Raw genomic sequence first — 13030 nt, 5'->3', positions numbered from 1 at the left:
TATTGATTACGTTTCAAGTTACAGTATTTTAGCCGAATCTTTTATAAACGAATCATTATCGCAACGATGATACTGATACTAGCTTAAGCTTGATTATCAAGGCAGATTTTCTTGCGTATAGCAGGGTTTGTTCTAACTATTCAAACCATCTGCTTCATCTTTAAAGGTTTCTACAACCACAGAGAAAATATCGTCCCAAACCTCATCATTTGCCAAAAACGGATAATCCTTCAATAGCTTATTACTTTTAACACCCTTATTTTGTAGCATGCTACGAATAATTCTATCGGCATAGCTGTTGGGCATCTCAACAATCTCTTTTATCGCCAGTCGTGCATGGTCATGCTTTCTTAGGTACTGTGACTCGTTATGCATCTCTTTTTCAATAACATGAGCAATGAGTCCTGATAAGTACTGAACGTGAGGCGTTAGATCCATAAAGCGCCATGCAGGTTGAATTAGGTGAGTATTTCCAAAATTTAAGTTTGAGCGAATACCATCAGGGTAAGTAATCGCTTGTTTATCAAAGCTGTAATGATCACGGATTTGCTCCATAAGTGGCACGGATACACGGTCTAAAATTTTATCATAGGCATGACGGTCTGAGGGATGCTCAGCGATGGCTTGCGATATAGGTAAGATAATCGGCTCATGAATGATCTGGTCGCGTCTGAGTACATCGTTAATTAGGAAGCGATGTACTCGGCCATTGCCATCCGCTAGCGGATGAATATACACAAAAGCAAAGGAAGCAACCGCACTACGTATCAGTGCCGATTGTCCCTCGGTCTTTTCCATAAATGCCTGTAACCCTTTGAGCTTTTCAGCAATGTCATCAGCAGGTGGCGCAATATAGTGCACAATCTCTTTAAAGCCATTGACCTGAGTATGCGACACAAAAACTGGAGATTGACGGACGCCATACTGCTGGATGACCGTTTTGCTACCAAGTATCTCTTGTTGCAACTCTGCTAGCGACTCAGGATCAAGCGGAATATCGCCCTTGCCGGTACGCCGTGCCATCACATCGGCGAAACGTTCAATACGTTTTAACTCTTTCCCTTCACCTTCTATAGTAAAACTGGCTTTACTCTCTCGTAATGTCATCCATACGGAGGCACGCATCAGTAAGTCTTGCCCAAATTCATCGTTCAGCTTGTCAACCATTGTGGCAATATCGAGTGCAGCGGCTTGCGTAAACAACTCTGTTTTCACCAATTGAGGACAGAAATGACGGGTTCCTGCAAGATTGTCATTGATACGCCAACGAGCATTCTTTATGACATGCGCAGGGCTTGAAGTAACCTGCTTCTTAGCATCTAAAGCGTCCACATAGTTACCGCCTAAATTACTCGGTACTGCTAACTGCTGACCCATGAGCCACTCATACAAGAAAGCCATTCTACGGGCATAGCTGCCTGTCGGCTCAGCGTTTACCCATGCTTGTACGTCATCAGCACCTACCTGCTCAAATAGACGAACCAGTAACTCTAAATTCAGTACTTCATGACGCATGTGAAACTGTAAGTGCGCAATGATAGTGTCCAGTGGACGCGCGGTTTCCTGATAAGCGTTATGAATGACGTCACCGTCTTTATAGGTTTGTCTGCGCCCACCGATACTACTGATGACATATAAAGGGGACACCAGCTCGATGCTGGCATAACGGATAAGCCATGCTGCGCCAATAGGGTCTGAAGTAGGGGTATTCATCATGAGGGGCTCAAGCGATTATAGATAAGCTATTTTGCAGAAAAGCGATTATGAATGCAATATAATGATTATAATGAAGCCTCATTGCATTAAATCGATTTTTATATGACGCTGTGATGTCTTTAGATAAAGATCGAAGGGCGTTTTAAGTGGGCATAATTGAACGAAATTGAATGATGAAAATACACCGTTCTTAACACAGCTACGTAGTAATAGAGTACCTATTTCTGCAAATAAAGCCTTCTTGCCTCGCGTGTAAAGCCTTATATATCAGCTGTTTATGAACAAAAATAAAATAAAATACCTCAGCTATTAGCCCTGCTTTAACACCCGATAAACCGTAGCCACCCCAACACCAACCGCCTTAGCAATCTCCTCTTTTGTCATATTGTTTTGACTGGCTAATTCTTTAATACGATTGTGTTTCGTTGTATTAGGCTTCTTACCAGTGGGCTTATAACCACTGTTCGCCAATCCCTGCTTAATACGCTCTCTACGTTTGTCGTTATCAAGCTTTGCCATTGTGGCTAATAAGTCGATCAACATATCGTTGATCACCCTGAGAATATCCCCGGTCATACCCTCACTGACTGTATGCGTCGTTGGCAGATCAGCCACCACTAATCGTAAGCCCTTGTCTTTGATGCGCTGCTTTAGAATTGCAAAATCATCTTGAGATAATCGGCTTAATCTATCCACGCTTTCAACCAGTAGAATATCGCCTTGCTCAGCGTCCTTTAGCAGCTTGGCTAATAATGGTCTATCGAGCTTTGTACCACTGAAATGCTCGACGTACTCAACATGGTTATCATCATAACTTGTACTGAAAGCCACCAAATCAGCCAATGCTCTGGTAGCGTCTTGATCCTTAGTGCTGGCTCTCACATAAATACGAACAGTCATAACCCACCTCTATTATTTAGACTTAATAATTAGTGCTCATTGATAATAACAAGATATTACTATCATTTAATAATATAAAAAAGTCTAATGATAGATAGATTATCATTTAAAGGTTTTATGTTTTGGGTATATACTAATGATAATGGGTTGAAGTGGTTCCGTTGAGGTATAAGTTGATGAAATGGGTGGGCGCATTAAAAAAGATTTTGTTTTTTTAATGCACCCTATTCGTACATACCTAAATGATTAGCTCACTTTAGTACTTTGTTAATATTTTCAATGAGCATAGTCCAATTACTTATCTCGTCTTCTGTAAGATTTGAAGCGTCATTACTCCTAGTCCATTTAATAAAATGTTTGGCTAAGTCGTATTTTGAAAAACTAGAAACTTGTGATTGAAATATGCTTACAATATTTCTTTTTGGCTGCGAGTCTGCTATCGGCTTACAATCAATTGAATATTCTGTTTCTACAATCTTGATAAGTGTATCTCTCAACAAGTCTTCTATCTCTGGAGAAGTAACGTTTTGACAGTAGTCTTTAGTTCGAAGGATGTTTTTATTACCTAGTGTATATACCAAGCTATCTTGAGTAGCTGCTTGATCTCCAGCACTATCAGAATCAAGTAGAGCTGCAATTTTCAAATTTTGAGCATGTAATATGGTAGCGTAATAAACTACTTTTCCAGCTGTATTTGCGAAAACTAGAGAGATCTTATCGTTCAAGTCAACTATCTTGTTTACACGTAAAAGTGCTGACGCTGCCTCTATATACCAGTAATCTGTTAGACCCTCTAGAATTAGATTCTTCTTTTGCGTAAATAAGCTCTGAGCTAAATCGTATCCTAATGCTTCTTGGAGAGGGAGAAGAGCCGCTGGATCGCTTGAATTAATTGTATTATGTACTTTAGTACCATCACTACGATCTTTCATTTCCACAACTTTGACAATATTTAGTTCATCAGGCCCTACTAGAAATGGAGAGTGAGTGGTATAGATAGTTTGGTTTTGTTCCGCTAATCTTGATATTGTTGTTCTAAAATCTCGTTGCTTCAAAGCATGAAGGCTCATGCCTGGTTCATCTAGAAGCAGAATAGCATTTTTATGTTTATCCGCAGCTTCTGCAAAGAAAATTATAAAAAACGACACAAGCCATTGAAAACCCTCTGATCGTTGATCTAACTCAATATCGACACCCATATCGTCTTCTACAACAACTTTCAAGTACTGACCATCAGCTGTTACTCTTAGTTTATCGGCTTCTGGTCTGTTAGGGTTTGGTATCCATATTTTTCGAATTTCTCTCGTGAGGTGAATACTTGCCGCATTTAACAAATAACTCCTCTTATCTAGTTTGTCTTGGTAGTCCTTCAATGCTTTTGGATTATTAGCATTTGGGGCTGGAGTATTACCAAAGTCAGATAGTTCTTTTACATCGAATCCTAGAAACTTTAAAAGACATAAGTTCCCATAATCATAATATTCATCATCTAACAAACCACTTTCTGACCTTTTATATAAATGATCTAGGTTAATTAATGGTTTTACTTTTGAGTAATTATTGAAAAGAATAAAAACTGGCATTCTTGTGTCAAGAGTGTCGAGGACTAGATCGGACGATTCACCAATCTTTGCTTTGGCTCTTAATTCTTCATGTCTCTTTTCTTCTTTAATATTGTCTTCTTCAACAAGAGCATAATAATTATCTAAAAAGGTAACCAAAGAACGGGACCTATCTCCTGATATCTCAGTAGAATCTACCCATTCGTTAACGATTGCATTTAAAATATTACTTGGCTTCTGCATTTGTTCATCTGGGTCTTCAACAAAATATTGCTTATCTAGATGTGATGCTAACCTTAATAAGTCGCCTCTAATGTCTGAAAAATATATGGCTGACGGCCCATTTTCTATAGAGTGATAACTTTGATTATCAATAGCTCTCTCTACTTTATATATACAATCATGGAATGGCTTTGGAATAAGAGCTTTATCAGCTTCGTCTAGTTTGAACCAACCTGTTACTACAATGGTATCTTCAGCTAATACTCTTCCAGAACTAATATCATTGTACTTTGAGCGTGGATAATCTCTTAATATATCAAATCCAGCTACTTCATCAGGTTTATTTAACTGTTGTAAGGCTCTTAGTACAACTGTTTTCCCTGCTTCATTTGGGCCAACCATTATAGTTTTTAGGTCTTCAATTTCAAATTCACCAGTATCAATAATACTGCGATAGTTTTGAATTCGAGCTTTACTTAACTTCATATTTTTTCCTCACAATTTTATATAAATATATTCGCATTTTTCTTTTGCTATATTACCATTCAAACTGTTAATTCTACTGCTAAGATAAGTTTCTCTGATATCTGTCACCCCTGCGTAATGGGAAATTAACTATTCTATCTGTTTCTCTAAATATTGCTTATCATATAGGTTTAGCTTTAATCATATGACGTTTCTTATGGGAAGAAGAATGGTTTCCTAGTGAGGACTTGAACCCCTGACTGTAGGCAATTGGTATCAACGTTTTAACTCGATGAAGTAGCTCCAGTGTACTTCATGGTGTACCTAGCATACATATTCTATTCGTGATCGATGCGCTATACAGGTATCGAACTACTAGTGTTAGATATAGATTCAATGACTACAAAACCGTCAATGTGAATCACTATCATTAAGCTTTCTGCTTAAAATATCCCATGCTAGTTTTTACAGTTTTTTCAACGAAGTTCAGTATTGCTGGCCTTCATATTACAAAGAAAGAGTCATTAGCAGAAAATGTCCCGATATTCATAAATCTTAAGAAACTATCAAGCATTGTGATAAGAGGCTCGTGTTTCGTTGAACTGCACATGAAATCTGCTTCAAAGAGTATCAATGAAAGTGACTTAATTTGTTTGACTGAGGATACTGTGGCTAAAATCAAGTTAGAAGGCTGTCTTATCTTGAGTTAATAATGAGTGAGAGTGCTACTTTAGACTTAAGCAGTAACGTTGTAAGGGGTAGTGGATCTGGATTACTTGAAGATCAAAGCCGCTTAATAGCAGCCGACTGTAAACCGAATAGTAGTTTCAACTGTAATAGACTAGACGATAACTCAAGAACTTTTTTAATAGTGCGAATTTCTATATTGAAAGACAAATTAGTGAGGATAAAAGCATTTATGCTAGTAAAGTTGCAGAAAGATTGGATGAAGGCTATAAGACTTATCTCAGACACAAGCGCATGGAGGATTAGAAATCATACCCACCTGCATGAGAAAACCGTTAGCGAGTAATGAGTATTATACTGAGGTTTTAGTAAAGGAAGAGACGTTGATTAGTTATTTTCAAGTGCTACCTTGGTATAGTGAGCGTGTAGTAGCGCTGTTACTTCTTCGTTAGTTGCAATTTTACCTTCCACAAAGTCTTTAAAAATATGCTGAGTATCTGGATTAATAGGAATGTTATCTACTGCGAAACTGGCCAAAGTGGATGAAGTTATACGGCGGCGCTTTTCTATTTCTTCTTGACTAACGAGGATAGGACGATCATCAGTAATTGAGGCTTCGAATTTAGAATCTTCCATACTAGCTCCTATCAGTAATAATAAATTTGCTCAGTAAGTCAGATAGTCTTCTATCTAAATAACTTTTCTCTCACTGCTACGTCTTATTCGGCTAATTTAATTGTATTAACGATTTAGACATCGGTAAATCATGATTGTTTAATATCAAGAGATATTTTGACTGAATAATTAGGGCTTTTAGTACTTCCTAGGGTTGCATAACTGACTTGCCCTAAAGCTCTTTGAGACCTGTATGGACTGAATAGCTCATCAAGAGTGTGATAAAAACTACCGTCATTTACTCCAAATACATAATCAAAAAATATTTTGGCCATCGCAGACTGAGGGTGACTAGAGTCGCGATAAGAGCTATTGTGAGACCAACTACCACTATATATTTTACCGAAAACCCTTTCTATATTACCAGAAACAGAATTTGAAGCATGTCTTCGAGTAATGCCTGGTTTTTGCATGTATGCAGCAGCATTTTCAACAGACTTCCAAATTATATAATGCATGGTCGATACAGAACATTCGGCTAAACATGCTCTGAAAATACTAACTAGCTTGTCGCCAATAGGCGGTGCTAGATCATTCAGTCTTGATCTAGTAATTAAGTAGCTAAGACACTCTCCCAGCTGTACCTGTTCACACCAGCTCTTGAATTGATTATCTGCTACTAGAGCATTGACATCTTTCCTAGATTTAGCGTTTATCATGATGCTGGTAAGATTCTCAATACTATAAGTGAACTCAAATATGGCTTGATAGAAGTCTACTTCTAACTCCTGTGCTTCGTTGACGGTTACGTATTCGTAGCTATTTTCAGGAGCTAGTATGAGCAGATTTCGGTTAAAGAGATGATGTAATATCTCTTCATCTAATTTAGAGAATGGTGATAAAAGTAACGATAAATTGTCACGTAGAGAGACCGTAGTCTTTAGATTCTCTGCCCCTATACTCTCTATCGTCGCTGCAAGTAGAAGCTTATCCACATCGTTAAGTTCAGTGACTGAAGGAATACTGCTCAATTGAATGCTTCTGCATTGATTGATGTACTCTAGAGCGGTCTGTCTTCTCTCTTCTGCTAAGCAGTCTTGTTTAAAACGATACTCTAAGTACTCTTGATCTCTTCTTTTTTGAAGTGCTTCCCAGCAATCATCACACCGCCATCTAATAGGGTCCAATCGAATTAGCTGTGAACGAGTATAGCAAATCTTAGTTGTACCGCAGTCTATGCATTGACAGTCCAGTACGACAAGATGAGCATTTATTTTAACGATACTAGGTATATCTTGATGCTTAAAATCAAACTCTTGACCTATCTCTTTACAGGTATATATAAAACCACTTCGTTTATCGCCTTCTCTTAACCAGTACCTCTCACAGATAAGCTTATTAGTTTCTGTTATATCTGGCTGATACTCTAGTTTAGTTTTCACGCCCACCTCTTAATACCGACTATATCCCGTGGATATTGTAGCTTACCACTGTGAGTATTGCTATCTTTAGCAGCGGTTAATGAGATGACAACAGATGAGCGTATGATTGCCTTTGGAAAACGTGTCCGTGAGATGCGAAAAAGCAAAGGAATATCCCAAGAAAGATTGGCAGAGATGGCAGGTATTGATCGTAGCTACATGGGAAATATTGAGCGTGGAGAGAAGAATGTTACGCTCAAGAAAGCTTATGAGATATGTGATGCGTTAGAGATTGAGATCCAAGTTCTCATTTGAGCTGTAGACTAGACTTTATTGTATATCGCTAGAGTATATCCCGAGGGAACTTATTGTTACATCCCTTGGGCCTATTAATAAACTATTCGAAATATACCATTGTGATGGAGCCACTTAAAACAGACTATAAAAATGGCTATATTGATCAAAACACATTTAAAATATTCAACCAAACAGCTATTAACCTAACCCTAATGTCTCAGAGTATTTTGGAGCAAGTCAGTTATTCAGTATTAGGATAGATTCAAAAAATTAATTACGCTTTGGCCATTAATATAATGACTTAGAGATAAATCACGTAAAAATATGCATTGATTACTAATAACATAAAAAACAATCAAAATTATACATGGGTGTAACGTATAGTCGCATGTCAACAAATTCTAATTTATAAATGTAATTAGTGAGGGCTTCTAGAAAAACAAATACTTTATAATATTGATGAAAATATATGCTTGATATAGATCGAAGACTAGTGACATTTATGAATTTATGTCCATATAAATATTGATTTTCTATGGACATAAGTTAAATCTACTTATGGGTATATAAATAAAGGGTTAGAGCAATGTCACCAGAATTCTATGTTACGAGTAGGATGGGGGCTTATCATAAATTTATTTGCAATCGGACTGTTTGGATGGGTGATTGTACCGCTCAATTTATTGGCAGGGCTTTGTTATCTGTTATCACCTGCTATAGCAGACAGTATTTGGACGATCGTCAGTACCATCGTGGCTCATTTGCATGAGCTTATTATCTGGCTAACGTCACTACCATCGTTGTCAAAGGCGTGGTTATACACACCTATAAATACAGCGATAATGCTCATGGTGATATTAAGTATGGTGCCTTGGCTATTACCACGAGGGTTTGTCAGTCGCTGGCTGGCGCTTCCTCCTTTGACATTATTAATGATGACAGTGTATGCCAATCAGCAGTCACCAAAAACGATACCGACATTGTATATTTTGCCAACGGGTGACCGTTATGTGAGCGCTGTCTTGTTGCAGTATCCTAATGGAAATAATGAGCGTACAAGTAAGAATAAAAATATAAATTGGCTATTTTTAGCAGATCATAGGTCTGCTACCATACGAACGATGCCAAGCAAGTTAACAGCTGATAAGCTATTTACGGCATTGGAGCAGCAGTTAGGTAGTCTATCTGTCGATGCGCTAGAAGGGGTCATAGTGCAGAGTGGCTATGCTGGATTAACGACTACGCTCAATAATGATGACACGTTTGCTACGTCTGGTATCAGGCAATCTGAGATATTGCCCATGACAGTCGCACAGTTGGCTGCGCGTATTCCTATCGGCCAATATTGGCAAGCCGGTCGCTCTGAGCGCTGGGGCAATTTGCAGCAAGCGTATCAGACCATTAATCATCCTGAAGGTAGGTTAGGTGTGAGTACTCAACCCTGCGAACAAGGTAAGACATGGCAACTACCTAATGGAGCGTTAACCATTCAAGCACTAACGGGTTGGAGTAAGGTAGGGGATGCCAGTGTTTGGGATTGTACGATAGCGATTGATACCAGCTTGCCCATCCAAATATTAAAGTATGATGCAGCTCACCCCCTCAAATCATTGCCTTCTACTATTCAAACGCGCATATCGAGCGATCACTCAACTGTTCAGCAAGTAAATGACCCATTATCGCGCCTTATTTTAAATGCTGATACTCACCAACGGGTCTGGCAAATGTGGTCGTTACTGTGTTCCGCTGATGCTTCTAACAATCAAACCTCATCCCATACCACTTGGCTTGGACATAGCGAATCACAGATCACGACCGAGGTACTGAGACATCAAAAAATAGATGAAATTATGACTTATGATGATAAAGGGCTAGAGGCGGCATTATCGCTAGGTGAGATTGGCAACGTGTCACCTCAAAAATAGTACTTATATGACAGGCGTTACAATATCGTGATATTTCACAGTTATACTATTGAACCATAAATGAAATACCACCATACTTAGCAGCTTGTTAATACAGATGACCGTGACAAGTTAAAAGTATAGGGTGTGAGAATCCACTCTCGTTCTAGATTTTTTCTACGTTATCTTTTTTATTGTTTTAGATTGTTTCTGACTTAGGAAGTTATATGCCCAACTGGCCACCAGACCCTAACAAACGTCCTGATAATTCGGCAAACCAGCCCGTATCAATGCAGCAGCAAAGCCCGCCGAGTGGTCAAGAGTGGCGAGTGCTGGAAAACACCTTATTGGCTAGCGTGGTTGAGCAACGCCGTGCTCGTCGCTGGAGTATCTTTTTTAAACTATTGACCTTTGGTTATCTATTGCTGATATTTTTGATGCTGGGTCGTAGTTGTAGCACACCGACTACGGGTATAGATGGGGTCGATACGAGTCAGCCGCATTTAGCGGTGGTTGAGCTTCAAGGTGTGATCAGTAATGATGACGTGGCCAATGCCTACGATGTCAATGAGGCATTGAGAGACGCTTTTGAAAACAGTAACTCTAAAGCGGTGGCGTTAGACATTAACTCACCGGGCGGTTCACCAGTACAGTCTGATGAGATTTGGCAGACCATGATGGATCTGCGTAAAGAGTACCCAGACAAAAAGCTTTATGCCGTTATCGGTGATATTGGTGCTTCAGGTGCTTATTATATTGCCTCTGCCGCAGATGAGATCTATGTCAATCCATCGAGCTTGGTTGGTTCTATCGGTGTCATTATGCCAAGCTACAATGTCAAAGGTTTAATGGATAAGGTTGGCGTAGAAGATCGTACTATCACAGCGGGTGAGTACAAAGACATCTTGAGCTTGTCGCGTCCATTGACTGACTACGAAGAAAAACATGTCGAAGGTGTGCTTGCCAATACGCACAAGCATTTCATCAATGCCGTTAAAGAAGGCCGCGGTGATCGCTTGAAAAACCCTGAGCAGAACAAACTGTTTTCAGGGTTGTTCTGGACAGGTGAGCAGTCTATAGAGCTAGGTTTGGCAGACAAAACAGGTAGTATCACAAGTCTTAGCAAAAAATTGGATCTTGATACTATCATTAATTACAGTCCAACCGATCCGTTCCAAATGTTTATGGATCGTTTTGCCGTACAACTGGGCGCAGGTATTGGTTCTAGCATGAGTTTGGATGGTTTTTTGCCGCAAGAAGAAGGTAATGCGAAGATGCGTTAAGCGTTTAATATTTCAGATTTACTGTGTATGATTGTTAAGGCTGAGTATAGAACTATGCTCAGCCTTAATTGTAGGTAAAAACAAACACAAAAATTGATAACCTTGTCAGATTTTGGGCAAAGAATGAAAGAGGTCAATCATGATAAAAACGTTTAACCTATTCATAATGATCTAATGAGTGCCTATTATGAGTGATAAAATTGATGTGAATGCCTTTGAGGTGTTACCTGTATCTAAAATAACGAACAAGCCAGTTATCCATTTTGCTCATGCCAATGGCATGCCAAGTGCTGTCTACGCACCGTTTTTTGAAGCACTGACTGAGTTTTTTACGATTGAGTATATTGCGATGTTGGGCGCTACCCCTGATTATCCAGTCGATGACCATTGGCGTAGTCTGACGCAGCAGATTATCGATAGTGTGAAAAATACCTGTGAGAAGCATGGCGTTACGCAAGTCGTTGGAGTGGGTCACTCACTTGGTGCTATGTGTACTTTACAAGCATTATATAAATCGCCTGCGCGCTTTAGCCAAGCGGTACTTATGGATCCGCCTTGGATTTATGGCAAAGTCAGTTTGCTATGGCATTTGGCAAAGACGGCTGATAGATTGCCACTCATGAATAACCGTTTGATGGATAAACTGTCGCCAGCAGGCGTGTCCAAGCATCGCCGCGATGTGTGGGATAGTCGGCAAGACGCTTATGAAAAAATGCGCCACAAAGGATTTTTTAAAGATTTTGATGAGCGTAGTTTTCAAGGATACATCGATCACGGTTTGCATGAGCGCGCCGATGGCAAAGTGACCTTGGCCATCCCGAAAGCCAGTGAAGTAGCTGTATTTCGCACCAATCCCTCTTGGTATTGGCTTGCACCAAATCGTGCTCCCAAACCGCCGGTTATCTTAATCATTGGTGAGGACAGTCTTTTTTTAAAACGTCGCTTTCCACAGCAAGTCAAATCACGATTGGGCATTCCTTATGAAACCCATGCGGGTGGTCACATGTTCCCGCTTGAGCATCCAAGATCAGTAGCATTGCAGGTACTAGTGTTGATTCAGAAACAGCTGGCAGAGTAAAGATTAATTACCGACTACTATTCACTTCATTATAGATTTGGACTGATAGACTGTCCTTTTGAGTAACGACTTTATGCCAAAAAGTGCTATTGATTCAGACAATCCTACACCCCTATCTAAGCAGTCTCCTTTATTTTCTCGCTTAGGAGCTTGTCTGTTGACCATAGGTATGGTGCTCGCTTTTTTTATAAGCCAATTGCTGGGGGTGTACTTTGCAGGCAAGTTGGTATTGCCTTCTACTAAAAATACAACCGTCGCTGATATATTCTTTTTTGGTGGTAATGATGGCACAGTGATCAGTTATTCAATCATCATTGGCTGTGTATTATTAGTAGCGATTAGCGTCTTAATTATTCGCTTGCGGGGCGGTAACAGCCGCCAGTATTTGGCATTGAAGCCATTTGCTTTTTCGACAGGCATGAAGATGCTTGGGTTGTTGATACTCTTTATGATTGGTAGTCAAGTATTGACGTATTTTTTGGATGAAACACCATTGGTATTTGTCGACCCTTTATACCAATCAGTCAGCTCGGTCTGGTTATTGGTCTTTGCCATGGTGATCGTTGCGCCATTATATGAGGAATTGGTATTTCGCGGCATACTATGGTCTGCTATCTCAGAGCAATTCGTGACATCTCAATGGAGACATCATGGAGCAATTGTGGCAAGTTTAGTGACCAGCTTGATATTTGCGGTGATTCACGTGCAGTATGGTATCTACGAAATCAGTACCATCGTGGTGCTAGCACTTCTCTTTTGCTATGCTCGTGTCAAATCAGGCTCATTGCTGTTGCCTATGTTAATGCACATGATCAACAACGGCGTGGCAATTGGACAGTATATTGCTCAAACAGCATGAACAATATAGGTATTACAATCA

10 protein-coding genes are annotated in these 13030 nt (G+C 39.6%); 5 read left to right on the top strand and 5 right to left on the bottom strand.

Annotated elements, in window-relative coordinates; genetic code table 11:
• Nucleotides 1–132: 132 nt before the first annotated feature.
• The 5 genes from A3K91_RS08990 to A3K91_RS08960 all read right to left on the bottom strand — a co-directional run bounded on the left by A3K91_RS08990 (nt 133) and on the right by A3K91_RS08960 (nt 7609).
• Complete coding sequence (locus A3K91_RS08990) at nt 133–1716, bottom strand: Fic family protein (RefSeq protein WP_167541798.1); 1584 nt, start codon at nt 1714–1716, stop codon at nt 133–135.
• Nucleotides 1717–2025: 309 nt separating this feature from the next.
• A complete protein-coding gene (locus tag A3K91_RS08985) occupies nt 2026–2616 on the bottom strand; it encodes a recombinase family protein (RefSeq protein WP_062844955.1) in 591 nt (196 codons plus the stop codon).
• Nucleotides 2617–2867: 251 nt separating this feature from the next.
• Nucleotides 2868–4886, bottom strand: coding sequence for an AAA family ATPase (locus A3K91_RS08980; protein WP_062844954.1), 2019 nt, complete (start codon nt 4884–4886; stop codon nt 2868–2870).
• Between the two features lie 1053 nt (nt 4887–5939).
• Nucleotides 5940–6188, bottom strand: coding sequence for an antitoxin VbhA family protein (locus A3K91_RS08965; RefSeq protein WP_062844951.1), 249 nt, complete (start codon nt 6186–6188; stop codon nt 5940–5942).
• Between the two features lie 128 nt (nt 6189–6316).
• Nucleotides 6317–7609: a hypothetical protein gene (locus A3K91_RS08960; protein WP_062844950.1), complete on the bottom strand. Its 1293-nt coding sequence runs from the start codon at nt 7607–7609 to the stop codon at nt 6317–6319.
• Between the two features lie 84 nt (nt 7610–7693).
• On the opposite strand from A3K91_RS08960, the gene A3K91_RS08955 reads away from it, so the two are divergent.
• The 5 genes from A3K91_RS08955 (at nt 7694) to A3K91_RS08935 (ending at nt 13009) form a co-directional block, all read left to right on the top strand.
• Complete coding sequence (locus A3K91_RS08955) at nt 7694–7903, top strand: helix-turn-helix domain-containing protein (RefSeq protein ID WP_062844949.1); 210 nt, start codon at nt 7694–7696, stop codon at nt 7901–7903.
• A gap of 584 nt (nt 7904–8487) precedes the next feature.
• Nucleotides 8488–9810, top strand: coding sequence for a hypothetical protein (locus tag A3K91_RS08950; RefSeq protein ID WP_062844948.1), 1323 nt, complete (start codon nt 8488–8490; stop codon nt 9808–9810).
• Between the two features lie 206 nt (nt 9811–10016).
• A complete protein-coding gene (sppA, locus tag A3K91_RS08945) occupies nt 10017–11072 on the top strand; it encodes a signal peptide peptidase SppA (RefSeq protein ID WP_062844947.1) in 1056 nt (351 codons plus the stop codon).
• A 187-nt stretch (nt 11073–11259) separates the two neighbouring features.
• The gene (locus A3K91_RS08940; RefSeq protein ID WP_062844946.1) at nt 11260–12150 is read left to right on the top strand and encodes an alpha/beta hydrolase; all 891 of its coding nucleotides are present in this window, start codon (nt 11260–11262) and stop codon (nt 12148–12150) included.
• Between the two features lie 73 nt (nt 12151–12223).
• Complete coding sequence (locus A3K91_RS08935; protein WP_062844945.1) at nt 12224–13009, top strand: CPBP family intramembrane glutamic endopeptidase; 786 nt, start codon at nt 12224–12226, stop codon at nt 13007–13009.
• Nucleotides 13010–13030: the final 21 nt, after the last annotated feature.

Origin of the sequence: Psychrobacter alimentarius (assembly GCF_001606025.1) — a bacterium.
Taxonomy (GTDB): domain Bacteria; phylum Pseudomonadota; class Gammaproteobacteria; order Pseudomonadales; family Moraxellaceae; genus Psychrobacter; species Psychrobacter alimentarius.
Note: the sequence above shows the minus strand (reverse complement) of the source record. Positions and strands in the feature narration are given on the sequence as shown.